We start from the raw sequence: 24,835 nt of genomic DNA, 5'->3' as shown, positions 1-24,835 counted from the left end.
CGTGACCCACCGGACCGACGAGCGGAGACCGTGCGATGGCGCAGGTGCACCCGTCGGGCAGGACCGTCCGGCGCCGCCGGGTCGGCGGGCCCGCCCGGGCGCTGCTCGCGATGCTGCTCACGGCGCTCGTGGTGGGTGGCGCCGTCCCGTACGTGTCCGGATCGGGGCGGGCGTACCTCAGCTACCTGGTGCTGGCCGAGGGCGAGGACGCCGCCGGCGCGGCCCGGGCCGGTGCGGAGAGCCGGGCCGCGGGCGGGCAGGTGGTCCAGGAGTACCCGCAGATCGGGGCCGCGCTGGTGTACGCGACCGGCCCGTTCGCCGACCGGGTGCGGGCCCGGCCCGGGATCGCCGCCGTCGGGGCGACCAGGACCGCGCCGGTGGTCGCGCCGCCGCGGGCGGTGGCGGGGGCGGGCGACTTCTCGGCGGGCACCGGCGCGGGGCCGGCGGCCGGGACGGGGCGGAGCGGGGACGTCCTTCCGCGCGGTGGTGACCGGGCGGACTCCGGGACCATGACGGTGCCCGATCCGGGGGAGGCGGGCGCCTGGAACCTCGCCATGGTCGGGGGCGCCGGCGTCCGGGCGGGCGATGCCTCGGCGGTGTCCGGTGGCGCGCCGCCGGCCGCAGGCGCGGTGCGGGGCGGGGGTTCGGCGCCGGCCGGGGGGGCGGTGCCGGGCGATGCCGTGCTGCACAAGGTGCTGGCCGCCGTGCTGGACTCCGGTGTCGACGACACCCACCCGGACCTGCGTGCCGCCGTCGACCCCAAGGCCTCCGCCTCCTGCGCGGACGGCCGGCCCGACGCCCGGACCGGCGCCTGGCGGCCGGACCCCGGGGTGGTCGAGAGCGGCCACGGCACGCACGTCGCCGGGATCGTGGGTGCCACCCGGGACGGCCACGGCGTCACCGGGGTCGCGCCGGGCGTACGGATCGCCGCCGTCCGGCTGCTCGGGCCGCTCGGGCAGTACTACGCCGAGAACATCGTCTGCGGCATGCTCTGGGCCGCCGACCACGGGGCCAGGGCGATCAACAACAGCTACTTCACCGACCCGTGGAAGTACAACTGCCCCGAGGACCGGGACCAGGCCGCACTGACCGCGGCCGTCGGGCGGGCCGTCGGGTACGCCCGGCGGAAGGGGGCGGTGGTGGTCGCCTCGGCGGGCAACGACGGGCAGGACCTCGGCGCCGGGCGGACCGACGACCGGAGCCCCAACGACCGGGTCTCGGGGCCGGCGCCCGTCCGCCACCTGGGCACCGAGTGCGTACGGCTGCCCGGCGAGCTGCCCGGGGTGGTCACCGTCACCGCGGTCAACCGGGACGGGCACCCGGCGGGCTACTCCAACTACGGGCGCGGACGGGTCTCGCTGGCCGCGCCGGGGGGCGACCCGGACGGCGGGCCGCAGGGCGCGATCGTCTCCGACTGGCCGGACGGGCGGTACGCCGCGCTGGCGGGGACCTCGATGGCGGCCGCGCACGTGACCGGGGCGGTGGCGGTGGTGGCGGCCCTGCGGCCGGAGCTGGGGGCGGACGGGTTGGCGGGGGTGCTGGCGGGGGCGGCGGCGCCCGGGTGTCCTGCGGGGGTGTTCGGCTGCGGGGAGCGGCAGTACTTCGGTGCGGGGCTGCTGGCGCTGCCCCGGTGACGGGGACGCGGTTTCCGTTGGGGGCGCGCGGGCTGCGCCCCGCGCGCCCGTCGGGTGGTGGGGGCGGGGAAAAGCAGGTGACGGGGCGGCGGGACGGGGGTGAGGATCGGGGCATGGGTGAATCGGACGCGGCGGTGTTCCTGACGACCGAGCGGCTGGTGCTGCGGCGCTTCACGGCGGCGGACGCGGACCGGCTCGTGGAGCTGGACGGGGACCCCGCGGTGATGCGCTTCCTCACCGGGGGGAGGCCGAGCCCGCGGGAGTGGGTCGAGGGGGAGTTGTTGCCGCAGTACCTGGAGCACTACCGGCGGTACGGCGACCTCGGCTGGTGGGCGGCCGAGGAGCGGGCGGGCGGGGCGTTCCTGGGGTGGTTCGAGTTCCGGCCGACGCGGGAGGGGGAGCGCGGGGAGGTCGAGCTCGGGTACCGCCTGCGGCGGGCCGCGTGGGGGCGCGGGTACGCGACGGAGGGAGCGCGGGCGCTGGTCCGGCGCGGGTTCGCGGAGCTGGGGGTGGAGCGGGTGGTGGCGTACACCATGGCGGTGAACGCGGGCTCGCGGCGGGTGATGGAGAAGAGCGGGCTCTCGTACGTCCGTACGTTCCGCGAGGACTGCCCGGAGCCGATCCCGGGCAGTGAGCACGGTGAGGTCGAGTACGCGCTGACGGCCGGGGACTGGCGGGCGCGGTCCGGGATACTCGGGGCATGAGGCTGACGGATTTCTGGCGACGGATGTACGCGCACTTCGGGGAGTCGTACGCGGAGTCGTTCGCGACCGACCACGTGATGAGCGAGCTGGGCGGGCGGACGGTGCGCCAGGCGCTGGAGTCGGGCTGGGAGGCCAAGGACGTCTGGCGCGTGGTCTGCGACACCCAGGGCGTGTCCGGCGTGCTGCGCTGAGTGCCGGCCTCCGGGCGGCATGGGACAGACTGTTCGGGTGACAAATAGCGCAGAGCAGAAGAATTCGGACCGGAGTGCCGAGCGCGCTCCGGTGGGCGGGGGGCTCTGGGGCGGCGGGATGCCGCGCTGGCTGCCGCGGGCGATGGTGCTGTTCCTGGTGCTGGTGGGGGTGTTCCAGCTCGCCGACTGGGCGTTCCGGCAGCTGATCGACCTGTTCGTGATGCTGTTGGTGTCGTTCTTCCTGTCGCTGGCGCTGGAGCCGGCCGTGGACCGGATGGCGGCGCGGGGGGTGCGCCGGGGGGTGGGGACCTTCCTGGTGTTCGTGGCGGTCGGGGCCGCGGTGGTGGGCTTCCTCGCCGCGCTCGGCACGCTGCTGGTCGACCAGGTGGCGAAGATCGCGGGGGACCTTCCGCACCTGGTCGACAATCTGATCGGCTGGATCAACCGGACCTTCCACCAGGACCTCTCGCTGGGCGAGTTGCAGAATCGGTTGCTCAAGGACTCCGGCACCATCGAGAACTACGTCCAGCAGGCCGCCGACAATGTCTGGGGCGTCTCGTCCACCGTGATCGGCGGGCTCTTCCAGGCCTTCACGGTCGGGCTGTTCACCTTCTACTTCACCGCCGAGGGCCCGCGGGTGCGCCGGACGGTCTGTTCGATGCTGCCGCCCGCCAAGCAGGGCGAGGTGCTGCGGGCCTGGGAGATCGCGCTCGCCAAGACCGGCGGCTACCTGTACTCCCGGGCGCTGCTCGCGGTGGTGTCGGCCGCCGGGCACTGGGTGATGTTCGAGCTGCTGAACCTGCCGTACGCGGCGGCGCTGGCGGTCTGGGTCGGCGTCATGTCGCAGTTCGTGCCGACCCTCGGGACGTACCTGGCCGGGACGCTGCCGGTGCTGGTGGCGCTGACGGTGGAGCCGGTGGACGCGCTCTGGGTGCTGGTCTTCGTGGTGGTCTACCAGCAGGTCGAGAACTACCTGCTGCAGCCGCGGATCACCGCGCGGACGGTGGACGTGCACCCGGCGGTGGCCTTCGGCTCGGTGATCGCGGGCGCGGCGCTGCTCGGCGCGGTCGGCGCGGTGATCGCGATCCCGGCGGCGGCCACGCTCCAGGGCTTCGTGGGGACGTACGTGCGGCGGTACGAGGTGGCCACCGATCCGCGGATCGACCGGGGCGAGCAGCGGCGGGCGCGGCGGGAGCTGCGCCGGGAGGCGGCCCGGCGGCTGCGCCGGATGGTCGGCGGGGACGGGACGAGGCGCGGGGAGTGACCCGGGGCGCCGCCCCCGGGGGGTGTCCCCGGGGGCGGCACGGCCCGGACGTGCGACGCTTGAATCGAACAGATGTTCTTTGTACTCTCCGGCGAGGAGTTTTCCACAGGCCGAGCCCGATCGAGCCCGTTTGTCAGTGGGACGCGCTAGCGTCGAGGACGATGAAGCGCACAGCACAGAACCCGAGGGAAAAAGCCATGGCAGGTACGGACCGCGAGAAGGCCCTGGAGACCGCTCTCGCCCAGATCGAGCGGCAGTTCGGCAAGGGCTCGGTGATGCGCCTCGGCGAGAAGGCCAACGAGCCGGTCGAGGTGATCTCCACCGGGTCCACCGCCCTGGACGTCGCCCTCGGGGTCGGCGGCATCCCGCGCGGCCGGGTGGTCGAGATCTACGGCCCCGAGTCCTCCGGCAAGACCACCCTGACCCTGCACCTGGCCGCCAACGCCCAGAAGGCCGGCGGCACGGTCGCGTTCGTCGACGCGGAGCACGCGCTCGACCCGGAGTACGCCAAGAAGCTCGGCGTGGACACCGACGCCCTGCTGGTCAGCCAGCCGGACACCGGTGAGCAGGCGCTGGAGATCACCGACATGCTGATCCGCTCCGGCGCGATCGACCTGGTGATCATCGACTCGGTCGCGGCGCTCGTGCCGCGCGCCGAGATCGAGGGCGAGATGGGCGACTCGCACGTCGGTCTGCAGGCCCGACTGATGAGCCAGGCGCTGCGCAAGATCGCCGGTGCGCTGAACCAGTCGAACACCACCGCGATCTTCATCAACCAGCTGCGCGAAAAGATCGGCGTGATGTTCGGTTCGCCGGAGACCACGACGGGTGGCCGGGCGCTGAAGTTCTACGCCTCGGTCCGCCTCGACATCCGCCGGATCGAGACCCTGAAGGACGGCACCGAGGCGGTCGGCAACCGCACCCGCGTCAAGGTGGTCAAGAACAAGGTCGCCGCGCCGTTCAAGCAGGCCGAGTTCGACATCCTCTACGGCGTGGGCATCAGCCGCGAGGGCGGCCTGATCGACATGGGCGTGGAGCACGGCTTCATCCGCAAGTCGGGCGCCTGGTACACCTACGAGGGCGACCAGCTCGGCCAGGGCAAGGAGAACGCCCGCAACTTCCTGCGGGACAACCCGCAGCTCGCCGACGAGATCGAGCGGAAGATCAAGGGCAAGCTCGGCATCGGCCCGAAGGTGGAGGAGCCGGCCGAGAGCGGGGCCGACGCCGCCGCTGCTGCTCCCGCCGCCGACGGCGCCGCCAAGCCGATCACCGCGACCGCCACCAAGACGGCCGCGGCGAAGAAGACGGCGGCGGCCAAGGCCTGATCCGTTGACGCAGTACGACACGGTGGGCGGCGGCCCGGCGGGCCCGGAGGACGACGACTACGGCCCGCCGGACTGGTTCGCCGCGGTCGCGGAGGAACCGGAGCCGGCGGCCGAGAGGCCCGGGCGGAGGCCCTCCCGGCGCGACCGCCGCTCCACCACGCAGTGGGCATCCGGCCCCGAGCCGGAGTTCGACCTGGCTCCGGACCGGGCGGTGCGCGGCGCGGCGCCCGGGCCGGAGCCGGCGGAAGCATCGGTCGAGGCGCTCGGCCTGGTCTCCGCCTCCGAGCTGCCCACCGGCCGCCGACGACGGCGCTCGGCCCTGGAGGCCGAGGAACTCGAAGCGGCGGGGCCCGCTTCGGCACCGGCGGCCGTGGAGAGCGGCCGGGGCGGAGGCGAGGCGGCCGGTCACGGGGGTGCGGCCGCCTCGGCCTCCCGTCGCGGCGCCCGTCGGGGCCGTTCCGCGGCCGGGCCGTCCGGGGAGGAGGCCACCGGCCGTGCCTCCCGGAAGCAGACCGAGGAGTCGGTCGATCCGGAGACCCGCGCGCGGGACATCTGCCTGCGGCTGCTGACCGGCGCCGCCAAGACCCGCAAGCAGCTCGCCGACGCCCTGCGCAAGCGGGAGATCCCGGACGAGGTCGCCGATGAGGTGCTCACCCGGCTCGAAGAGGTCGGGCTGATCGACGACGCGGCCTTCGCCGCGGCCTGGGTGGAGTCCCGGCACGCCGTCCGGGGCCTGTCCCGGCGGGCGCTGACCCAGGAGCTGCGCACCAAGGGCGTCGCCGCCGACCTGGTCGAGCAGGCCGTCGCCCAGGTCGACCACGACGACGAGACGGACGCGGCCCGGGCGCTGGTGGAGCGCAGGCTGCGCTCCACCCGAGGGCTGGACGCACAGGTGCGCACCCGGCGGCTGGTCGGGATGCTGGCCCGGCGCGGCTACTCCGAGGGACTGGCGTTCCGGGTGGTGCGCAGTGCGCTGGAGGAGGAGCGGAGTGAACTGTCGGGTCGGGAGTAGTGGCAGTTCTGTAGGCGTCCTGGAGTGAACCAGGTCAACCCTTGACCCTTTCATGACCCCCACCTAGCCTCGCCATCAGTTCCCGGGGCGCCTCCGTACGGCGGCCCGCGCGGCGACGGGGGAGTGGGCGGCACATGGGGATCTCGGCGGGCACCGGCCCGGGCGGCTCGCTGGTGGCGGTCGCCGGATCGGCCGCGTTCCTGCTGCTGGTGTTCGCGGTGGCCGCCGGGCTGGTGATCAGGCGGCTCCGGGCGGCCCGGCACAGCGCGCTGGCCGAGGCCGAGCAGGCCCGTCGGCGGGCCGAGGAGCAGAGCGCCGGGCAGCGGGCCGAACTCGCCCGGCGCGAGCAGGACATGGCCGAGGAGCTGCGCAGGCTGCGCCGCCGCGAGGACGAACTGGCGGAGCGCTCGGCCGAGTTGGAGCGGTCCCGGAGCGAGTCCGAGGCGCTGGTCGCCCGCCGGGTGGCGGCGCTGGAGCGGGCCGCCGGGCTCTCCGCCGAGCAGGCCCGCGCCGAACTCCTGCGGGAGGCCGAGGAGTCGGTCCGGCGGGAGGCCGCGGTCACCGTCCGGGAGATCGAGCGCGAGGCCAAGGAGGAGGGCGAGCGCCGGGCCCGGGACATCGTCGCCGGGGCGATCCAGCGGCTGGCGACGGAGCAGACGATGGAGAGCGCCGTCACTGTCCTGCCGTTGCCCAACGAGGACATCAAGGGCCGGATCATCGGTCGGGACGGCCGCAACATCCGGGCCTTCGAGGCGGTCACCGGCGTGAACCTGATCGTCGACGACACCCCCGAGTCGGTGCAGCTGTCCTGCTTCGACCCGGTCCGCCGGGAGACCGCCCGGCTCACCCTGGAGCAGCTGGTCGAGGACGGCCGGATCCACCCGACCCGGATCGAGCACCTGCACGAGCGCAGCCGCGAGGAGGTCGGGCAGCGCTGCGTCCGGGCCGGCGAGGACGCCCTGCTGGACGCCCGGGTCGGCGCGATGCACCCCGAACTCGTCCGCACCCTGGGCTCGTTGCGCTACCGGGCGTCGTACGGGCAGAACGTGCTCGGGCACCTGCTGGAGTCCGCGCACCTGGCCGGGATGATGGCCGCCGAGCTCGGGGTGGACCCGGAGCCGGTGCGGCGCGCGGCGCTGCTGCACGACATCGGCAAGGCGCTCACCCATGAGTCGGAGGGCAGCCACGCGGCGGTGGGCGCGGAGCTCGCCCGGCGGTACGGCGAATCCCCCGAGGTGGTGCACGCGATCGCCGCCCACCACAACGAGGTCGATCCGCGGACGGTGACGGCCGTGCTGACCCAGGCCGCGGACGGCTGCTCGGGCGGTCGGCCGGGCGCGCGCAAGGAGTCGCTGGAGCTGTACGTGCGGCGGCTGGCGCGGCTGGAGGAGATCGCGCGCTCGCACCAGGGCGTGGCCGAGGTGTACGCGATGCAGGCCGGCCGCGAGGTCCGGGTGATGGTCCGCCCGGACGCGGTGGACGACCTGGGCGCGGAGCTGATCGCCCGTGAGGTCGCCCGCCAGTTCTCGACCGAGCTGACCTACCCGGGCCGGATCCGGGTGACGGTGGTCCGCGAGAGCCGGGCCACGGCGGTGGCCGGCTAGGACGCCCCGCCAGGAGACCTGCCAGACCTGCCTAGACCTGCCAGGGCCTGCCGGGCCGTCCCGCCATGACCCGCCAGGACCCGTCAGGACACGCCCTGGCTCGGGGAGTCCACCTCGTGGGGCGCGGGTTGCTCGGCCGGGTCGGGGGCCGGGGTGAGCGTGGCCGGGCCGCCGCGGGCGCGGTCGGCGAGGGCGAGGAGGTCCTCGGCGACGGCGCCCTGGGTGACGCCGACGAGGTGGCCGTCCGGGCGGATCAGCAGGACGGTGTGCGGGCCGGCGCCCGGGTAGTCCTCGGTGACCAGCACCTCGGCGGGGACGGGCAGCGCGGCGGCGACCTCGGCGAGGCGGGGCATCAGGCCGGCGCCGAGCCAGTGCTCGGAGGACCAGACGGCGGTGCCGGGGGCGACCAGCAGCAGCAGGAAGGTGGTGCCGAGCCGGGCGTGCAGGTGGTCTGGGGTGCCGTCGTCGGCGAGCACCGGAAGGTCCGGGACGAGCACCCCGGGGGCGGTGGCGGGCAGCAGCTCGCTGAGCGAGGTGGTGCCGCGCGCGCCGCGCTGCACCGGGACCCGGCCGGGGACGCCGGAGGGCGCCGCCGGGTAGGCGGGCGCGCCGCCGAACCGGCCGGTGCCGAGCTGGCCGTCGGCGAGCAGCGGGGCGTGCTTGCGGAAGCCGCCGACCAGCAGCGAGCGCCGGGTCTGCTGCCAGCCGCGCAGCGGGCGCAGCAGCGGCATGGACTGGTCGACCGCGCGCAGCCGGGCGCCGACCGCACCGCGCCGCTCGGCCTCGTAGCCGTCCAGCAGCGATCCGCCGGGCTGCGGGCCGCCGGAGTGGAGGTGCCAGGCGAGGGCCAGCCGCCAGGCGAGGTTGTCGGCGTCGCGCAGCCCGTCCGGGAGGTTCTGCATGCCGAGCGCGCCGTGCAGGTGGGCGGCGTCGCCGGCCAGGAAGCAGCGGCCGATCCGGAAGCGGGCGGCGAGTCGCTGCTGGGCGGTGTGGTCGGCGGCGGCCAGCAGTTCGAAGCGGGGCAGCTCGCCGCACCAGCCGGTGAGGGTGGAGGTGACCCGGGTGAGCAGGGTGTCGCCGGTGACGATGCCGGGCCAGGTGGCGTGCGGGTCGACCGTCTCGGTGGCGGCGGGCCGGCCGGGGGGCAGTCGCCAGTCGAGCCGCCAGACGCCGTCCGGCAGCGGACGGGCGGAGGCCTCGCGGTCGCCCCGCCACGGGGGCTCGCGGTGCAAGCGGGCGCCGTCGAAGGGCAGGTCGACCCGGACGGTGGCGATGGCGTTGCGGTCGACCGCCGGGCGGCCGGGGAAACGGATCTTCAGGAGCTTGCGGACGGTGGATCTGGCGCCGTCGCAGCCGACCAGGTGGCTGCCGCGCCACCAGGTGGTGGAGCCGTCCTGGGTGCCCATGGTGCGGATGCTGACGCCGTCCCGGTCCTGTTCGAGTTCGACGACCCGGTTGAGCGGGACCAGCTTGATCAGCGGGGTGCCGGTGAGGGCGTCGCGCAGCCCGCGCTGGAGGCGGTGCTGGGGCAGGTGGTAGGTGGGCGAATCGGTGAGGTCGATCCGCAGCACCTCCTGGCGGCGGCGCCAGACGGCGAAGGAGTCCCACAGCGCGGAGTCCGAGGCGGCCCGCGGGTAGCCGATCCGGGTCAGGAAGGCGGCGGTGTCGGCGCCGAGCACGAGGCTGCGCGGGCCCTCGGGACAGAGTCCGGAGCCCTCGTCCAGGACGATGGTGGGTACCTCGTGCCGGGCCAGGGCGAGGGCCAGGGCCAGACCGACCGGTCCGGCCCCGACCACGATCACCGGGTCCATGAGGGAACCTCCGGGCGCGAACCGGCCGATCGGCCGGCGTCAGTTACCGCTGCCGCATATGCCGCGTGGATGCTCCCGGGAGGTGTCACGAAGAGCAATGCAACAGTTCACCTGCGTGTCCGTCAAGCAGAAGCTGAAGTGCGCCGGTTCGCGCCGCGACGGCCACGTGCTTCGATCCAGCGTGCGAGCGCGGTCAACAGAAGGCACATCACGATGTAGATCGGGCCGATCACGAGCACCACGGGGATGTAGGGGAAGCCCGCGGCGTTGATCGGCTGGCTGGCGATCTTCTTGCCCATGAACAACAGTTCGCTGTAGGTGATGACGAAGCCGAGCGAGGTGTCCTTGAGGGTGACGACCAGCTGGCCGATCATCGAGGGCAGCATCGAGCGGACGGCCTGCGGCACCAGGATCGACATCATCACCTGGGTCTTGCGCATGCCGAGCCCGTACGCCGCCTCGCCCTGGCCGCGCGGGACGGCGTTGACGCCGCTGCGGATGATCTCGGCCTGGACCGCCCCGTTGTAGAGGGTGAGACCGAGCACCAGCGCCCACATCGGCTGCTGGGCGAAGAAGGCGTAGTAGAGCCCGACGATCAGGATCAGCAGCGGCATCGCCCGGAAGAACTGGGTGAAGGCCGTGCAGAACCAGCGGACCGGCCGGTGGTCGGAGAGCTGACCGGCCGCCAGCAGCGCGCCCAGAGTGAGCGAGAAGGCTGCCGCGAGCCCGAAGGCCTCCAGGGTGGACAGCAGGCCGTCCACGATCTGCTGCTGGACGAAGGTGTACTGGAAGGCGTCCCAGAGGCCGGCGTCGAACTGGCCGTTGTCGTTCAGCGCGTTGAAGACGTACCAGAGGAGACCGGCGATGCCGAGCACCGAGAGGACGCCGAACATGCGGTACCGGGTACGGGCCTTCGGGCCGGGGGTGTCGTAGAGGACACTCGCCGACGCCTGACGGTTCAGAATGCTCATCGGGCCACCGCCAGTCGGGATTCCAGGAAGCGGAAGAAGGTGGCGACCGTGGCGCTGATCAGCAGGTAGGCGCAGGCCACCCAGAAGAAGATGGCGAAGATCGAGTAGCCGCGCTCGGAGAAGGTCTGCTGGGCGCTGTACAGCTCGGGGACGCTGAACGCGCCGGCGATCGCCGAGTTCCTGGGCAGGGCGATGAACACGCTGCTCATCGGGCCCAGGACGGTCCGGGCGGCCTGCGGCAGGACGACCAGGGTGAGGGTCTGGCCGAAGGTCATGCCCAGGCTGCGGGCGGCCTCCGCCTGGCCCAGCGGCACGGTGTTGATGCCGGAGCGGATGACCTCGCAGACGAACGAGGCGGTGTACCCGCCGAGCGCCAGCACCGCGAACGCCAGGTGGCTGAAGTGCACGCCCAGCGGCGGCAGGCCGAAGGTGACGGCGAAGAACAGCAGCGTCAGCGGGGTGTTGCGGAAGAGCGTCACCCAGGCGGTGCCGAAGGCGCGCAGGACCGGCACCGGGGAGACCCGGAAGGCCGCCAGCAGGGTGCCCAGCAGCAGGGCGAGAAGAGCGCTGAGCGCGCTCACCTCGATCGTCTGTAGGAAGCCGTCGCGGAACAACGCGAAGTTGTCGTCCTCGAACAGGAACCCCATCCGGCGGCCCTCCTCTCAGTTCATGGTCGGGAGTCGACGTACGGCGGGCGGATCAGTAGCGCTCGAGGGCCGGGACGTCCGGCGCCGGGGAGCCGGAGGCGCCCAGGGTCGCGTCGTAGGCCTTCTTCCAGTCGCCGTTGTCCTCGTGGGCCTTGAGGGCGTCGCTGATCGCGTCGCGCAGCGCCTTGTCGTCCTTGTTGAGGCCGACGCCGTAGTTCTCCTTGGTGAACGGCTTGCCGACCACCTTGAGCTTGGGGCTGTACTTGGAGGCGTAGCCCTTGAGGATCGCGTCGTCGGTGGTGACCGCGTCGACCTCGCCGGACAGCAGCTTCTCGACGCAGGCCGAGTAGGTGTCGAACTGGGTGACCTTCGGGTTGTACTGCTGGATGTTCTTGATCGAGGTCGAGCCGGTGGCGGTGCAGACGTTCTTGCCGCCGGTGCTCTCCGGGCCGGTGATCGTGGTGTTGTCGGCCTTCACCAGCAGGTCCTGGCCGGCGATGTAGTACGGGCCGGCGAAGGAGACGCTCTTCTTGCGCTCGTCGTTGATGCTGTAGGTGCCGACGTAGAAGTCGATCTGGCCCTTGGCGATGGCCGGCTCGCGCTGCGAGGAGACCAGGGTCTGCCACTTGATCTGCTGCGGGGTGAAGCCGAGGTCGGCGGCGATCATCTTGGCGATCTCGATGTCGAAGCCGCTGCGGTCGCCGCTGGCGACGTCCTCCCAGCCGAGGTTCGGCTGGTCGGCCTTGGCGCCGATGATCAGCTGGCCGCGCTTCTTGGCCTCGGCGAGGACCGCGGAGTCCACCTTGACGTCGGTCTTGACCGTGTAGCTCGGCAGCTTCGGGGCGCCGGCGCCGCTGCTCGCGGCGGTGGCGCCGGGGGTGCCGTCCTTGCCGCAGGCGGCGGTGGCGGTGAGCGCGACGGCACAGAGCGCGACGGCGAGGGTGCGGGACGTCCTCATGAGGGTTCTCCTGGGGCTGGGCCGCGGTGTCAACCGGGCTCTGGCGTCTGGAAGGCGTGCACGGGCGGGGCCGGCCGGCACTGCGGCCGGGGGCGGTCCCGCCGGTCTCGAAGCGTCAGTGGTGGAGGATCTTCGAGAGGAAGTCCTTGGCGCGCTCGGAGCGCGGCGCGGTGAAGAAGGCGTCCGGGGTGTTCTGCTCGACGATCTTCCCGTCGGCCATGAACAGGACCCGGTTGGCGGCGGAGCGGGCGAAGCCCATCTCGTGGGTGACCACGACCATCGTCATGCCGTCCGCGGCGAGCTGGCGCATGACCTCCAGCACCTCGTTGACCATCTCCGGGTCCAGCGCCGAGGTGGGCTCGTCGAAGAGCATCACCTTGGGCTTCATCGCCAGCGCGCGGGCGATCGCCACGCGCTGCTGCTGGCCGCCGGAGAGCTGGGCCGGGAACTTGTCCGCCTGCGCGCCGACGCCGACCCGCTCCAGCAGCTCCCGGGCGGTCTTCTCGGCCTGCGGGCGGGGCACCTTGCGCACCTTCACCTGGCCGATGACCACGTTCTCCAGCACGGTCTTGTGCGCGAACAGGTTGAAGCTCTGGAACACCATGCCGACCTCGGCGCGCAGCCGGGCCAGTTCCTTGCCCTCGTCGGGCAGCGGCCGGCCGTCGATCGTGATCGCGCCGGAGTCGATCGTCTCCAGCCGGTTGATCGTCCGGCAGAGCGTCGACTTGCCCGAGCCGGACGGGCCGATCAGCACGACCACCTCGCCCTGGGCGATCCGGAGGTCGATGTCCTGCAGGACGTGCAGCGCGCCGTAGTGCTTGTTGACGTTGCTCAGCACGACCAGTGGGGCGGCTGCGGGGGTGGAGTCCTCGACCGGGCTCTCGGTCATCGCGCCTGCTCCCTCTGTCGTCGAATCACGCCTGTCCGAGAAGTCTCAACTCCCTTGACAGGCAATGGTGGTACGGATCCGGGGGCCGAGGCCGGCGGAGCCGCGGCCCCCGGTGGGCCGACCTTAGGAGCCATGACCGCGCGCCGTCAGCCGATCTGAGCGGAACTTGAGGATCACGAAACGGCCACACGGCGCTCGCACGCTGTTCGCGCGGGCGCCGACGGGGCATGTCACAGCGGGAATCCGCTCCGGTGCTCCCCGTTCCCCCCGGGCCCGGTGCGCGGTCGAACCTGGCGCCGGGCCGTTCACTGGCCCATACTGCGCAGGACCGGGACCTGAACGATCGGCCCGGTGATCATCGGTGATCACGTGGGGGAAGGAGGAGGACAGGATGCGACTGCTGCTCGTCGAGGACGACGAACGCGTGGCCGCCGCGCTGGTCGCGGTGCTGGGCCGGCACGGCTTCCAGGTCCGGCATGCCCGCAGCGGGCACGAGGCGCTGGACGCCCTGGTGCCGGACGGCAACGAGCCGTACCGCGTGGTGCTGCTCGACCTCGGACTGCCCGACCGCGACGGCTTCGAGGTGTGCAGCCGGATCAGGGCCGGCAGCGGCGTGCCGGTGATCATGGTCACCGCCCGCGCCGACGTCCGCTCCCGGATCCACGGCCTCAACCTGGGCGCCGACGACTACGTCACCAAGCCGTACGACATGGGCGAGCTGCTCGCCCGCATCCACGCCGTGGCCCGCCGCGGCGCCGCCCCCGCCGCGGTGGCGGTGCCCGCGCCCGACACCGTGCCGCAGCAGCGCGGCCCGCTGGAGTCCCGCGGCATCCGGATCGACCGGGAGCGCCGCCGGGTCAGCGTGGACGGCCGCGACGTGCCGCTCACCCGCAAGGAGTTCGACCTGCTCGCGCTGCTCGCGCAGAGCCCCGGCGTCGTCTACCGGCGCGAGCAGATCTTCAGCGAGGTCTGGCGCAGCGGCTGGGAGGGCAACGGGCGCACCCTGGAGGTGCACATCGGCTCGCTGCGCAACAAGCTGGCACTGCCCGGCCTGGTCGAGGCCGTGCGCGGGGTCGGCTACCGGCTGATCCCCGACTGCCCGACGCCCGCCGCGGCCGAACCGGCCCCGAGCGCCCCCGCGGAGCACTGACCGCACGTGCGCACCCGCCTGCTCGGCATCCTGATCGCCCTCATGCTCTGCGTCCTGGCCGCCCTGGGGCTGCCGCTCGCGGCGGCGGTCGCGGCGGCCGAACAGACCAAGGTGGTCGTCGACCGGCTCGACGACGCCGCCCGCCTCGCCCAGGACCTGCCCACCTCCGGCGCCGCCGACTCCGCCCGCAAGGGCGACCCGGAACCCGCCCCGGGCGACGGCAGCCGGCAGCGCGCGATCGAGGCCGAGGTCCGCCGCTACCACGACCTGTACGGCGTGCGCCTGGGCATCTTCCAGCGCGACGGCGTTCCGCTCGCCGTCGCCCCGGACGACTGGCGGGTGCCCTCCGGGGGCTGGGGCGCCCAGGCCTTCCAGGAGGCACTGGACGGGCGGCGCAGCCACAACCCGCCGCAGGTCTGGCCGTGGACGCCGGACCGGACGATCACCGTCGCCGCCCCCGTGGTGCGCGACGGCGACGTGGTCGCGGTGGTGCTCAGCGAATCCCCGGCCGAGGCGCTGCGCACCCGGGTGGTGCACAAGTGGCTGGTGATCGGCGCGGGCGAGGCCGCCGCGATGATCGTCGCCGTGCTGCTCGCCGTCCGGCTCACCGAGTGGGTGCTGCGCCCGGTGCGCACCCTGGACCGGGCCACCCACGACATCGCCACCGGCCGGATGGCCGCCCGGGTCGCCCCGGGCGGCGGACCGCCCGAACTCCAGCGGCTGGCCCGCTCGTTCAACGAGATGGCGGACCACGTGGTGCTCGCCATGGACCAGCAGAAGGCCTTCGTCGCGGACGCCTCCCACCAGCTGCGCAACCCGCTGTCGGCGCTGCTGCTGCGGGTCGAGCTGCTCGGCCTGGAACTGCCCGAGGGTCACGAGGAGGAGCTCAGCGGCGTACGGGAGGAGGGCGCCCGGCTGGCCCGGGTGCTGGACGACCTGCTCGGCCTGGCCACCGCCGAGCACGCCCGCCCCGAACCGGAGCGCACCGACCTCGCCGAGCTCACCCTGTCCCGGGTGGACGCCTGGCGGCCGGTGGCCGAGCAGCGCGGGATCGGGCTGCGCTGGGACGGCCCGGCGCTGGCGATCGGGATGGCCGACCCGATCGGCTTCGGCTCGGCGCTGGACGCCGTGGTGGACAACGCGCTCAAGTTCAGCCCGGCCGGCAGCGAGGTGCGGCTGCGGGTGGCGGTGCGCCGGGACGAGGTCGCGGTGACCGTCACCGACGCCGGACCCGGCCTCACCGAGGACGAGCTGTCCCGGGCCGGGGACCGGTTCTGGCGCAGCACGCGGCACCAGAACGTGGACGGTTCGGGGCTCGGGCTGTCCATCGCCCGCACCCTGCTGGCGGCCGGCGGCGGCACGCTCGGCTTCGCGCCGGTCAGGCCGACCGGGCTAGCGGTGACGCTGGCGGTGCCCCGGCCGGAGAAGTAGCCGCCGGGGCAGGCCCTACGCCCTACGGCTTCACCGAGCGGTAGTAGCGGGCCGCGCCGGTGTGCAGCGGGAGCGGGTCGGTGTAGACGGCGGTGCGCAGGTCGACCAGCTGGGCCGCGTGCACCTGGGCGCCGATCTGGTCCCGGCTGTCGATCACCGCGCGGGTCATCCCCTCCACCAGGCGCGGGTCCGCGTCGTCCAGGGTGATCAGCAGGTTGGGCACGGCCACCGTGGCGACGGCCTCCTTGGGCTCGGCGTTCGGGTACGTCCCCTTGGGCATGGTGGCCGCCCGGTAGGCGTCGGTGCCGCCGCCCTCGGCCTTGTGCAGGGCCTCGGCGAGGTCGCTCAGCGGCACGACACGGATCGGGAAGTGGTCGGAGAGGTCGGTGAGCGCGCTGGTGGGCAGGCCACCGGACCAGAAGAAGGCGTCCAGCCTGCCCGCGCGCAGGTCGTCGGCGGCCTCGCCGATCCCCTTCGGCACCGGGACGATGTCGTGGTCCGGGTCCAGGCCGGCCGCGCCCAGCAGCCGCTTGGTCACCAGGTTCACCCCGGACTGCGGCAGGCCGACGCCGACCCGCAGGCCCTTGAGGTCGGCGGTGCGGCGCACCGGGGAGGAGGCCGGGACGATCAGCTGCAGGTAGTCGTCGTACAGCCGGGCGATGGCCCGCAGCTTCTCCTTGCCCTGGCCCTGGTAGTCGGCGACCGCGTCGGCGGTGGCTATCGCGAAGGCGTCCCGGCCTCTGATCACCCGGGTGAGGTTGTCGATCGAGCCCTCGGAGTTGTCCAGGGCCAGCCGCACCCCGGGCATGGCCCGGGAGACGTGGGCCTGGAGCAGCTGCCCGTACCGGTCGTAGACGCCGCGCTGCACCCCGGTGGCGAAGCGGACCTCGCCGCGCGGGTACCCGGGCGAGCGGCCCGCCGACAGCCACCAGCCGCCGAACCCGGCCACCAGCAGTACCACCACCAGCACCGTGCGCCACAGCGGGCTCCGGGCCGCGGTGCGGACGGCGGCGCCGAGACGGGACGCAGTGGTGGGGGTCATGCAGGGATACTGCCAGGCGCTCCGGCCGAACGGGAGTGGAACGGGTGGTGGAAGCTCAGGGAAAAGCCCTTCGCCGCTGCCCGTACCCTGGTCTGGTGAGCGGTGAGAGCGGATTGAAGAGCTACAAGGTCGTCACGCACGGCTGTCAGATGAACGTCCACGACTCCGAGCGGCTGTCCGGCCTGCTGGAGGACGCGGGGTACGTCAAGGCCGGGCCCGAGGGCGACCCGGACCTGGTGGTGTTCAACACCTGCGCGGTGCGCGAGAACGCCGACAACAAGCTGTACGGCAACCTCGGCCAGCTCGCGCCGGTCAAGACCCGTCACAAGGGCATGCAGATCGCCGTCGGCGGCTGCCTGGCCCAGAAGGACCGCGAGAGCATCGTCAAGCGCGCCCCCTGGGTCGACGTGGTCTTCGGCACCCACAACATCGGCCACCTGCCGGCGCTGCTGGAGCGGGCCGCGGTCGAGCGCAGGGCCCAGGTCGAGATCCTGGAGTCGCTGGAGACCTTCCCCTCCACCCTGCCGACCCGCCGCGAGTCCGCGTACGCCGCCTGGGTCGCCATCTCGGTCGGCTGCAACAACACCTGCACCTTCTGCATCGTCCCCGCGCTGCGCGGCAAGGAGGAGGACCGCCGCCCCGGCGACGTCCTCGCCGAGATCGAGGCGCTGGTGGACGAGGGCGTCATCGAGGTGACCCTGCTCGGCCAGAACGTCAACGCCTACGGCTCCGACCTGGGCGACCGCGAGGCCTTCTCCAAGCTGCTGCGCGCCGCCGGGCAGATCGAGGGCCTGGAGCGGATCCGCTTCACCTCGCCGCACCCCCGCGACTTCACCGACGACGTGATCGCCGCGATGGCCGAGACCCCGAGCGTGATGCACCAGCTGCACATGCCGCTGCAGTCCGGCTCGGACCGCGTCCTCAAGGCGATGCGCCGCTCGTACCGGCAGGACCGTTTCCTCGGGATCATCCGCAAGGTCCGCGAGGCGATGCCGGACGCGGCCATCTCCACCGACATCATCGTGGGCTTCCCCGGCGAGACGGAGGAGGACTTCGAGGAGACGATGCACACCGTCCGCGAGGCCCGCTTCACCAACGCCTTCACCTTCCAGTACTCGAAGCGCCCCGGCACCCCCGCCGCGGACATGGCGGACCAGGTGCCGAAGGAGGTCGTCCAGGCCCGCTACGACCGGCTGATCGCCCTCCAGGAGGAGATCTCCTGGGAGGAGAACAAGAAGCAGGTCGGCCGCACCCTGGACATCCTGGTCGCCGAGGGCGAGGGCAAGAAGGACGATCAGACCCGGCGGCTCTCCGGACGCGCCCCCGACAACCGGCTGGTGCACTTCACGAAGCCGGACGAGCCGGTGCGCCCGGGCGACGTGGTGACCGTCGAGATCACCTACGCCGCCCCGCACCACCTGCTCGCCGAGGGCCCGGCGCTCGCGGTGCGCCGCACCCGCGCCGGCGACGCCTGGGAGAAGCGCCGGGCCGCGCCCGCCGCCAAGCCGGCGGGAGTGATGCTCGGCCTGCCGAAGATCGGCGCCCCGGCCGAGCTGCCGCTGGCCGCGCCGGCGGGCGGGGCCTGCTGCGGCGACTGACTGACCCGCACGTGTTCCGGGCGGCCCGGCGGGAGCTTCGGCTCCGGCCGGGCCGCCCGGCTTCTTGGCTAGAGTGATCCACATGCTGGTAGCCGCCGCCGTGTGCCCCTGTCCGCCGCTGCTCGTCCCCGAGGTCGCCGCCGGGGCCGCGCCCGAGCTGGACGCCCTGCGCACGGCCTGCGACGAGGCGCTGGCGGCGCTGGTCGCGGCCGGGCCGCAGCTGGTCGTGGTGGTCGGCACCGGGCCGACGGCCGAGGTCTGGACCGAGGGCGGAGCCGGCTCCTTCCGCCGCTACGGGGTGCCGTTGGTCGCCAAGCTGCCCGGCGACCGGGTCGAGGGGCCGGAGCTGGCCCCCTCGCTGACCGTCGGCGCCTGGCTGCTGGAGCGCGCCGGGGTGACCCTGCCGACGCACGCCTGCGCGGTGCCCGCCGACGCCCCCGCCGACCGGATGCTCGGCCTCGGCCAGGGCCTGGCCGGCCTCGCCGAGCGGGTCGCCCTGCTGGTGCTCGGCGACGGCAGCGCCTGCCGCTCGGTCAAGGCGCCCGGCTACCTGGACGAGCGGGCCGAGGGCTTCGACACCGCCCTGGCCGCCGCCCTGGGCGCGGCCGACCTGCCCGCCCTGGCCGCGCTGGACCCGGGGCTGGCCGCCGAGCTCAAGGCCGACGGCCGGGCGCCCTGGCAGGTGCTGGCCGGTGCCGCGGAGGGCGCCGGCCTCACCGGGCGGCTGGGCCACCAGGAGGCGCCGTACGGGGTCGGGTACTTCGTGGCGTCCTGGTCCTAGCCGGCCGGGGCCGCCGGACCGGGACTCCCGGCCGTCGGGGCTCCCGGTCGGGGCCGCCGGACCGGCCAGGACCGGGACCGCGGGGTCAGGACCGCGGGGGCTGCCCCTCGTCGCCCGGCTTCGGCTTCTGGGCGAAGTCGCCGACCGCGTCCTTGGCCTTCTCGGCGCCGTGCTCGATCTTGTCGCTGTACTTGCCCTTGGTCGCCTTGTCGATGGCCCCGCCGGCCTTGTCCACGGCCTTCTCGATCTGGTCGCTGTGCTTGTTTGCGAACTCGCCGGCCTTGCCCTTGAGCTCCTCGGCCTTGCCCTTGAGGTTGTCCATCAGGCCCATGACGATCTCCTTCATCCGCTGTTCCCCGCACAACGAGCGGGCCGGGCAAAGCGTTCGCAAACCGGGTCCAACCGGGGAAACGGCCGGAAAATGTCCGGGAAACAGTCATATCGTCGCGCAGTCGCGGGCCGGTGGCAGCCCGGTCCCCGGTGGCCCGGCGGTTTTGGGAGACTGGAACGGTGAGCAGCTCCCGTACCCCGCATGTCGCCCCTCCCCGTGTGGTCTGCGTCGTCGGCGCGACCGCCGCCGGCAAGTCCGACCTGGCCGTCGCCATCGCCCGCAGCCTCGACGGCGAGGTGATCAACACCGACTCGATGCAGCTGTACCGGGGCATGGACATCGGCACCGCCAAGCTCACCACGGCCGAGCGCGGGGGAGTGCCGCACCACCTGCTGGACGTCTGGGACGTCACCGAGGCCGCCAGCGTCGCCGAGTACCAGCGGCTGGCCCGGGCCGAGATCGACCGGCTGCTCGCCGCCGGCCGCACGCCCGTCCTGGTCGGCGGCTCCGGGCTGTACGTCCGGGCGGCGATCGACGAGATGGAGTTCCCGGGCACCGACCCGGAGGTGCGGGCCCGGCTGGAGGCCGAGCTGGAGCTGGTCGGCCCGTACGCGCTGCACGGGCGGCTGGCCGAGCTGGACCCGGCGGCCGCCGAGGCGATCCTCGTCAGCAACGGCCGGCGGATCGTCCGCGCCCTGGAGGTCATCGAGATCACCGGGCAGCCGTTCACCGCCAACCTGCCGAGCAACACCGCCGTGTACGAGGCGGTGCAGATCGGCGTCGCCGTGCCGCGCCCGGAACTGGACGAGCGGATCGCGCTGCGGGTCGACCGGATGTGGGAGGACGGGCTGCTGGACGAGGTGCGGGAGCTGGAGAGGGCCGGGCTGCGCGAGGGCAGGACCGCCTCCCGGGCGCTCGGCTACCAGCAGGTGCTCGACCACTTCGCCGGGGAGTGCACCGAGGACGAGGCCCGGGCCGAGACCGTCCGGGCGACCAAGCGCTTCGCCCGGCGTCAGGAGTCCTGGTTCCGCCGCGACGACCGCATCGAATGGCTCTCCCGGCCGGCCGGAACCGACCCCGTCGAGCTGCTGGAACGATCCCTCGAACTGATCGGCCGTCAGGCGGTTCCGGCCGTACAGGACGGGTTTTTGGCCAATCCGGCGGTGCACCTGCGCGCGCAGGCGACCGTGCAGGACGAACCGGCGGTCACGGCCCGATCACGTGATGGCCACGGATCACCCGTCGACCCCGGTCAGGCCCGGAACGCCTCTCTGGACATGCCATCATCGATGCCGTAGGGGTCGGCCGAACGGGCCGACCGTGCCCGGCCGCGAGTCCGCTCGTGTCGAACTGTCAGGGGAGGCCGTGTGTCGACGGGTACCGGCCCCGAATCCGGCCAGGGCGGAAGTGTCACCGCGCCGGCCGAGGAGTTCGACGAGTCGACGATGGGTGACCTCCCCGTGCTGACCGGACTGGAGGCACCGACCTCCTACGCGGCCGCGGTGCCCGCCCTGGACACCCGCACGCCGCCCGACGCCGCGGTGCACGAACGGGAGATCCGTCCGCTGCGCCGGCTGCGCTGGTGGCAGACGCTGCCGATCGCCCTGCTGGGCACCCTCGGCTCGCTGATGTTCGCCTTCCCGCTCGCCTTCGGCTCGGCCGGGGCGCGCGCCACCATGGTCGGGATGCTCGGGCTGCTGTTCACCGCCGCCTCGATGGGCTGGGGCGCGATGGCCGCCCGGCACGCCGGCTACACGTGGCCGGGACTGCCGCGGCGGGGCTCCGGGCAGCGGGCCGGCTGGAAGGCGATCGTGGTCTACACCCTGATCGCGCTGGCCGCCTGCGCGCTCGCGGTCTGGCGGGTCGCCTACCTGCGCTGAGCGCCGCCCGCCCGGAGCACCTCCGCCCCGGGAGCCTCCCGCTCCGGGAGGCTCCCGCCCCGAGCGGGCGGGTCGCCGCTCAGTACCATCGGAGGGGTGAGCGCATCCTCTTCCCAGCAGGGCGGCATCCCCTTCTTCAAGGGGCACGGCACCCAGAACGACTTCGTCATCGTCCCGGACCCGGACGGTGCGCTGGAGATCGGTCCCGAGACCGTCGCCGCGCTGTGCGACCGGCGGGCCGGCCTCGGCGGGGACGGGCTGCTGCGCGTGGTGCGTGCCGCCGCCGACCCGGCGGCCGCGGCGATGGCCGACCGGGCCGAGTGGTTCATGGACTACCGCAACTCGGACGGCAGCGTCGCCGAGATGTGCGGCAACGGCCTGCGGGTCTTCGCCCGCTTCCTGGTCGAGGCCGGCCTGGCCGAGCCGGGCGAGCTGGCCGTCGCCACCCGCTCCGGGGTGCTCACCGCGAAGGTCGCCGAGGCCGCCGAGGACGGCACGCCCGGCGACGTCACCATCGACATGGGCCGGGCCCGGCTGCCCGGGCCGGACGGCATCGAGGTCGCGGTCGGCGAGCGGCGCTGGCCGGCCCTGAACGTCAACATGGGCAACCCGCACGCGGTGGCCTTCGTGGAGAGCCTGGACCACGCCGGCGACCTGTTCGCCGCGCCGCTCACCAGCCCCGCGAGCGCCTACCCGGAGGGCGTCAACGTCGAGTTCGTGGTGGACCGCGGGCCGCGGCACGTCGCGATGCGGGTGCACGAGCGCGGCTCGGGCGAGACCCGCTCGTGCGGCACCGGCGCCTGCGCGGTGGCGGTGGCGGCCATCCGCCGGGACGGCGCCGACCCGGCGGTCACCGGCGAGTCGGTCGCGTACACCGTGGACGTGCTGGGCGGGCGACTGGTCATCACCGAGCACCCGGACGGCCGGGTGGAGATGACCGGGCCGGCGGTGATCGTGGCCGAGGGGCGGCTGGACGGGCGTTGGTGGGAGTCGGTGCGCTGAGGCCTGCGGCCCGGTTTGCCCAATTCGTATGGTGACGAATCCCCCCGATCGGGTGATACCGGTCGCGGACGGGAATCAGGGCGTCGCGGAACGTGCTCTGCTCGGTAGCATGGACCACCGGGTCGATCACCCCATGGGGAGGGGTGTCGAGATCACCCCCTCGGACGGGGCGGCGCCCGGCGACCGTTGCCGGAGGTGCCGATGACCATCGAAGCCGGGCAGTCCCTGACGGGGCAGCCGACGACCGTACGGCAGGCCGGGGCCAGGCGGCCCCTCGGGGAGCTCGGCCGGGCCGCTCTCGGCCGGGCCGGGCGGGCCGCGTTACTGGCCACCGGCCGGCCGCCGGTGCCGGACGCCCTGGAGCCGCTCGTCCAGGTCCACCGCCGGCACCACCCGCAGGCCGACCTCGGCCTGCTCGCCCGGGCGTACCGGCTCGCCGAGGCCAGCCACCGCGGCCAGAAGCGCAAGAGCGGCGAGCCGTACATCACCCACCCGCTGGCCGTGACCATGATCCTGGCCCAACTCGGCGCCGGGACGACGACCCTGGTCGCCTCGCTGCTCCACGACACGGTCGAGGACACCGAGTTGACGCTGGACCAGGTGGGCGCCGGATTCGGGCCCGAAGTCGCCTACCTGGTCGACGGGGTGACGAAGCTGGAGAAGGTCGACTTCGGCGCCGCCGCCGAGGCCGAGACCTTCCGCAAGATGCTGGTCGCCACCGGGGACGACGTCCGGGTGATGGTGATCAAGCTGGCCGACCGGCTGCACAACATGCGCACCATCCGGCACATGAAGCCGGCCAGCCAGGTGCGGATCGCCAAGGTCACCCGGGACGTGCTGATCCCGCTGGCCGAGCGGCTCGGCATCCAGGTGCTCAAGGCGGAGCTGGAGGACATCGTCTTCGCCACCCTGCACCCCGAGGAACACGCCCGCACCCGCGCCCTGATGGCCGGTCACGAGGCCGAGCCGGACACCCTGCTGGAGCCCTTCGCCCGGCAGCTGGCCCGCCAACTGGCCGAGGCCGGGGTGACCGCCGAGGTGACCGTCCGCCCCCGGCACTGCGTCTCGCTGCACCGGGTGCTGCTCCGCCGGGCCGCCGTGCCCGGGCCGGACGGCCGGCCGCAGGGGCCGCGGCCGGCCGACTTCGGGCGGCTGCTGGTGGTGGTCGAGGAGAACGCCGACTGCTACGCCGTGCTCGGCGAGCTGCACACCTGCTGGACGCCGCTGCCCGGGGAGTTCAAGGACTTCGTGGCCGCGCCCAAGTTCAACCTCTACCAGTCGCTGCACACCGCCGTGGCGCTCAGCGGCGGCGCGGTGGTCGAGGTGCTGGTCCGCACCCGGCGGATGCACGAGGTGGCCGAGACCGGGGTGGTCGCGCTCGGGGACCCGTCCCCGGCCGGCGCCGTGCAGGACGCCGACGAGCTGGACCGCACCGACCCGGCCCGCCCGGGCTGGCTCAGCCGGCTGCTGGAGTGGCAGCAGGAGACGCCCGATCCGGACGCCTTCTGGTCCGCGCTCACCGCCGACCTGGCCGGCGACCGCGAGATCACCGTGGTGACGGAGAGCGGCGAAACGCTTCAGCTGAGGGCCGGCGCCACCTGCGTGGACGCGGCCTACCTGCTCGGCGAGGAGACCGGCCACCGATGTATCGGGGTGCGGGTCAACGGGCGGCTCACCGCCCTGTCCACCGTGCTGGAGGACGGCGACCAGATCGCGGTGCTCACCGAATCCCTCCCGGCCGGCGGAGGCCAGCCCTCCGGCCCCGCCCCCGAGTGGCTCGCGCACGCCCGCACCCCGGGCGCCCGGCTGGCCATCGAGCGCTGGCTGGCCGACCACCCGGCCCGGCAGCCGGTGGTCCGCACCGGCCCGACCGGAGGCCAGCCCGCCCCGCCCGGGCGCCCGACCGCCGAGCGGCGGGCCGCCCCGGTCGCGGTGGCCGGACGGCCAGGGGCGCCGGTCCGGCTGGCGCGCTGCTGCACCCCGGTGCCGCCGGACGAGGTGGCCGGCTACCCGATCCGCGGCGGCGCGGTCGCGGTGCACCGCACCGGCTGCCCGGCGGGGGAGCGGATGCGCGCGGACGGGCGGGCCGAGCTGGAGGTCCGCTGGCGGCCGGAGGACGCCCCGGCGACCGGGCACCGGGTCACCCTGCGGGCCGAGGCGCTGAACCGGCCCCGGCTGCTCGCCGACCTCACCGCCGCGATCTCCGGAGCCGGCGCCGGCGTCGGCATCGTCTCGGCCGAGGTCGAGCCGCCGCAGGAGTCCCGGGTCCGGCACACCTACACCGTCGAACTGCCCGAGCCGGCCGCCCTGCCGCGGCTGATGCGGGCGATGCTCAAGGTCTCCGGGGTGTACGACGTGAGCCGCCCGCAGGCCCCGGACGGCGGCCGGGAACCGGGGGAGCGGCCGCTCGGCCCGGCGGCCCGCGGGAAATGGGGATGACCGGCCCGCGCCGGGCGTGCGACCATCATGGGGAATTCACGGCCGGTCCACGGCGTTGTCCGGGCACAGGAGCCCGGGTCTCACCCGAGGACCCGAGGGGCAGCTCACCCCCGCCCGGACGGTAACCGGGGCGGCAGCTGGGCAGACTCCGTACGGGACCGCGGCAGCGGT

General features: G+C 73.9%; 21 protein-coding genes and 1 pseudogene. 15 read left to right on the top strand and 7 right to left on the bottom strand.

What is annotated here, in order from left to right:
- Positions 1 to 35 precede the first annotated feature (35 nt).
- The 7 genes from ACZ6EM_RS28395 (at position 36) to rny (ending at position 7,734) form a co-directional block, all read left to right on the top strand.
- Entirely contained in the window at positions 36 to 1,634 is a 1,599-nt protein-coding gene (locus ACZ6EM_RS28395) for a S8 family serine peptidase (RefSeq protein ID WP_465773544.1), read from the top strand.
- Positions 1,635 to 1,747: 113 nt separating this feature from the next.
- Positions 1,748 to 2,338, top strand: a complete 591-nt coding sequence (locus ACZ6EM_RS28390) for a GNAT family N-acetyltransferase (RefSeq protein WP_465773543.1) — start codon at positions 1,748 to 1,750, stop codon at positions 2,336 to 2,338.
- Positions 2,335 to 2,529 (top strand): DUF3046 domain-containing protein, encoded by a 195-nt coding sequence (locus tag ACZ6EM_RS28385; protein WP_359907122.1) that lies wholly within the window; start codon positions 2,335 to 2,337, stop codon positions 2,527 to 2,529. Before ACZ6EM_RS28390 ends, ACZ6EM_RS28385 begins: the two co-directional genes overlap by 4 nt.
- A gap of 37 nt (positions 2,530 to 2,566) precedes the next feature.
- Positions 2,567 to 3,793, top strand: a complete 1,227-nt coding sequence (locus ACZ6EM_RS28380; RefSeq protein ID WP_465773542.1) for an AI-2E family transporter — start codon at positions 2,567 to 2,569, stop codon at positions 3,791 to 3,793.
- Positions 3,794 to 3,990: 197 nt separating this feature from the next.
- Complete coding sequence (gene recA, locus ACZ6EM_RS28375) at positions 3,991 to 5,118, top strand: recombinase RecA (protein ID WP_401043927.1); 1,128 nt, start codon at positions 3,991 to 3,993, stop codon at positions 5,116 to 5,118.
- A gap of 4 nt (positions 5,119 to 5,122) precedes the next feature.
- Positions 5,123 to 6,130, top strand: a complete 1,008-nt coding sequence (locus ACZ6EM_RS28370; RefSeq protein WP_465773541.1) for a regulatory protein RecX — start codon at positions 5,123 to 5,125, stop codon at positions 6,128 to 6,130.
- Between the two features lie 134 nt (positions 6,131 to 6,264).
- Positions 6,265 to 7,734 carry a ribonuclease Y gene (rny, locus tag ACZ6EM_RS28365; protein WP_465773540.1) on the top strand — a complete coding sequence of 490 codons (1,470 nt, stop codon included), beginning with the start codon at positions 6,265 to 6,267 and terminating at the stop codon, positions 7,732 to 7,734.
- Positions 7,735 to 7,817: 83 nt separating this feature from the next.
- Here the strand turns inward: rny and ACZ6EM_RS28360 are convergent, their stop codons facing one another.
- The 5 genes from ACZ6EM_RS28360 to ACZ6EM_RS28340 all read right to left on the bottom strand — a co-directional run bounded on the left by ACZ6EM_RS28360 (position 7,818) and on the right by ACZ6EM_RS28340 (position 13,010).
- The gene (locus tag ACZ6EM_RS28360; RefSeq protein ID WP_452180250.1) at positions 7,818 to 9,545 is read right to left on the bottom strand and encodes an FAD-dependent monooxygenase; all 1,728 of its coding nucleotides are present in this window, start codon (positions 9,543 to 9,545) and stop codon (positions 7,818 to 7,820) included.
- 122 nt (positions 9,546 to 9,667) lie between these two features.
- A complete protein-coding gene (locus tag ACZ6EM_RS28355) occupies positions 9,668 to 10,516 on the bottom strand; it encodes an amino acid ABC transporter permease (RefSeq protein ID WP_401043918.1) in 849 nt (282 codons plus the stop codon).
- The gene (locus ACZ6EM_RS28350; RefSeq protein WP_359907105.1) at positions 10,513 to 11,163 is read right to left on the bottom strand and encodes an amino acid ABC transporter permease; all 651 of its coding nucleotides are present in this window, start codon (positions 11,161 to 11,163) and stop codon (positions 10,513 to 10,515) included. The genes ACZ6EM_RS28355 and ACZ6EM_RS28350 overlap by 4 nt, the downstream gene beginning before the upstream one ends.
- Positions 11,164 to 11,215: 52 nt before the next feature.
- A complete protein-coding gene (locus tag ACZ6EM_RS28345; RefSeq protein ID WP_359907103.1) occupies positions 11,216 to 12,121 on the bottom strand; it encodes a glutamate ABC transporter substrate-binding protein in 906 nt (301 codons plus the stop codon).
- Positions 12,122 to 12,236: 115 nt separating this feature from the next.
- Positions 12,237 to 13,010, bottom strand: coding sequence for an amino acid ABC transporter ATP-binding protein (locus ACZ6EM_RS28340; RefSeq protein ID WP_359907100.1), 774 nt, complete (start codon positions 13,008 to 13,010; stop codon positions 12,237 to 12,239).
- Between the two features lie 391 nt (positions 13,011 to 13,401).
- On the opposite strand from ACZ6EM_RS28340, the gene ACZ6EM_RS28335 reads away from it, so the two are divergent.
- Both ACZ6EM_RS28335 and ACZ6EM_RS28330 read left to right on the top strand, forming a co-directional pair.
- On the top strand, positions 13,402 to 14,160 hold the full coding sequence (locus ACZ6EM_RS28335; RefSeq protein ID WP_380540185.1) for a response regulator transcription factor: 759 nt from the start codon (positions 13,402 to 13,404) through the stop codon (positions 14,158 to 14,160).
- A gap of 6 nt (positions 14,161 to 14,166) precedes the next feature.
- Positions 14,167 to 15,591: a sensor histidine kinase gene (locus ACZ6EM_RS28330; protein WP_401043911.1), complete on the top strand. Its 1,425-nt coding sequence runs from the start codon at positions 14,167 to 14,169 to the stop codon at positions 15,589 to 15,591.
- Between the two features lie 22 nt (positions 15,592 to 15,613).
- Here the strand turns inward: ACZ6EM_RS28330 and ACZ6EM_RS28325 are convergent, their stop codons facing one another.
- The gene (locus ACZ6EM_RS28325; RefSeq protein ID WP_401043909.1) at positions 15,614 to 16,633 is read right to left on the bottom strand and encodes a TAXI family TRAP transporter solute-binding subunit; all 1,020 of its coding nucleotides are present in this window, start codon (positions 16,631 to 16,633) and stop codon (positions 15,614 to 15,616) included.
- A 95-nt stretch (positions 16,634 to 16,728) separates the two neighbouring features.
- On the opposite strand from ACZ6EM_RS28325, the gene miaB reads away from it, so the two are divergent.
- The gene (gene miaB, locus ACZ6EM_RS28320; protein WP_452180251.1) at positions 16,729 to 18,231 is read left to right on the top strand and encodes a tRNA (N6-isopentenyl adenosine(37)-C2)-methylthiotransferase MiaB; all 1,503 of its coding nucleotides are present in this window, start codon (positions 16,729 to 16,731) and stop codon (positions 18,229 to 18,231) included.
- Positions 18,232 to 18,313: 82 nt separating this feature from the next.
- Positions 18,314 to 19,012 (top strand): class III extradiol dioxygenase subunit B-like domain-containing protein, encoded by a 699-nt coding sequence (locus tag ACZ6EM_RS28315; RefSeq protein WP_465773539.1) that lies wholly within the window; start codon positions 18,314 to 18,316, stop codon positions 19,010 to 19,012.
- 85 nt (positions 19,013 to 19,097) lie between these two features.
- Here ACZ6EM_RS28315 and ACZ6EM_RS28310 read toward each other — a convergent pair whose 3' ends face one another.
- Positions 19,098 to 19,358, bottom strand: a complete 261-nt coding sequence (locus ACZ6EM_RS28310) for an antitoxin (RefSeq protein ID WP_401043901.1) — start codon at positions 19,356 to 19,358, stop codon at positions 19,098 to 19,100.
- Positions 19,359 to 19,522: 164 nt separating this feature from the next.
- On the opposite strand from ACZ6EM_RS28310, the pseudogene miaA reads away from it, so the two are divergent.
- The 4 genes and pseudogenes from miaA to ACZ6EM_RS28290 form a co-directional block, all read left to right on the top strand.
- Positions 19,523 to 20,461: pseudogene (gene miaA / locus ACZ6EM_RS28305) on the top strand (tRNA (adenosine(37)-N6)-dimethylallyltransferase MiaA); the annotation flags it as partial.
- A gap of 249 nt (positions 20,462 to 20,710) precedes the next feature.
- Entirely contained in the window at positions 20,711 to 21,223 is a 513-nt protein-coding gene (locus ACZ6EM_RS28300; RefSeq protein ID WP_401043898.1) for a hypothetical protein, read from the top strand.
- 96 nt (positions 21,224 to 21,319) lie between these two features.
- Positions 21,320 to 22,225 (top strand): diaminopimelate epimerase, encoded by a 906-nt coding sequence (gene dapF / locus ACZ6EM_RS28295; protein ID WP_401043895.1) that lies wholly within the window; start codon positions 21,320 to 21,322, stop codon positions 22,223 to 22,225.
- A 201-nt stretch (positions 22,226 to 22,426) separates the two neighbouring features.
- Entirely contained in the window at positions 22,427 to 24,664 is a 2,238-nt protein-coding gene (locus tag ACZ6EM_RS28290) for a RelA/SpoT family protein (RefSeq protein WP_465773538.1), read from the top strand.
- Positions 24,665 to 24,835 lie beyond the last annotated feature (171 nt).

The organism is Kitasatospora sp. NPDC041917 (genome assembly GCF_055589745.1).
This window is presented reverse-complemented; position numbering and strand designations above follow the sequence as displayed.

What these genes read in the sequence shown, in the direction of transcription:
- ACZ6EM_RS28340 (WP_359907100.1), bottom strand. Translation starts at nt 13,010, where the DNA reads ATGACCGAGAGCCCGGTCGAGGACTCCACCCCCGCAGCCGCCCCACTG.
- ACZ6EM_RS28315 (WP_465773539.1), top strand. Translation starts at nt 18,314, where the DNA reads ATGCTGGTAGCCGCCGCCGTGTGCCCCTGTCCGCCGCTGCTCGTCCCC.
- ACZ6EM_RS28310 (WP_401043901.1), bottom strand. Translation starts at nt 19,358, where the DNA reads ATGAAGGAGATCGTCATGGGCCTGATGGACAACCTCAAGGGCAAGGCC.
- ACZ6EM_RS28335 (WP_380540185.1), top strand. Translation starts at nt 13,402, where the DNA reads ATGCGACTGCTGCTCGTCGAGGACGACGAACGCGTGGCCGCCGCGCTG.
- recA (WP_401043927.1), top strand. Translation starts at nt 3,991, where the DNA reads ATGGCAGGTACGGACCGCGAGAAGGCCCTGGAGACCGCTCTCGCCCAG.
- ACZ6EM_RS28350 (WP_359907105.1), bottom strand. Translation starts at nt 11,163, where the DNA reads ATGGGGTTCCTGTTCGAGGACGACAACTTCGCGTTGTTCCGCGACGGC.
- ACZ6EM_RS28290 (WP_465773538.1), top strand. Translation starts at nt 22,427, where the DNA reads ATGACCATCGAAGCCGGGCAGTCCCTGACGGGGCAGCCGACGACCGTA.
- ACZ6EM_RS28385 (WP_359907122.1), top strand. Translation starts at nt 2,335, where the DNA reads ATGAGGCTGACGGATTTCTGGCGACGGATGTACGCGCACTTCGGGGAG.
- ACZ6EM_RS28395 (WP_465773544.1), top strand. Translation starts at nt 36, where the DNA reads ATGGCGCAGGTGCACCCGTCGGGCAGGACCGTCCGGCGCCGCCGGGTC.
- ACZ6EM_RS28345 (WP_359907103.1), bottom strand. Translation starts at nt 12,121, where the DNA reads ATGAGGACGTCCCGCACCCTCGCCGTCGCGCTCTGTGCCGTCGCGCTC.
- ACZ6EM_RS28390 (WP_465773543.1), top strand. Translation starts at nt 1,748, where the DNA reads ATGGGTGAATCGGACGCGGCGGTGTTCCTGACGACCGAGCGGCTGGTG.
- ACZ6EM_RS28360 (WP_452180250.1), bottom strand. Translation starts at nt 9,545, where the DNA reads ATGGACCCGGTGATCGTGGTCGGGGCCGGACCGGTCGGTCTGGCCCTG.
- ACZ6EM_RS28355 (WP_401043918.1), bottom strand. Translation starts at nt 10,516, where the DNA reads ATGAGCATTCTGAACCGTCAGGCGTCGGCGAGTGTCCTCTACGACACC.
- rny (WP_465773540.1), top strand. Translation starts at nt 6,265, where the DNA reads ATGGGGATCTCGGCGGGCACCGGCCCGGGCGGCTCGCTGGTGGCGGTC.
- ACZ6EM_RS28325 (WP_401043909.1), bottom strand. Translation starts at nt 16,633, where the DNA reads ATGACCCCCACCACTGCGTCCCGTCTCGGCGCCGCCGTCCGCACCGCG.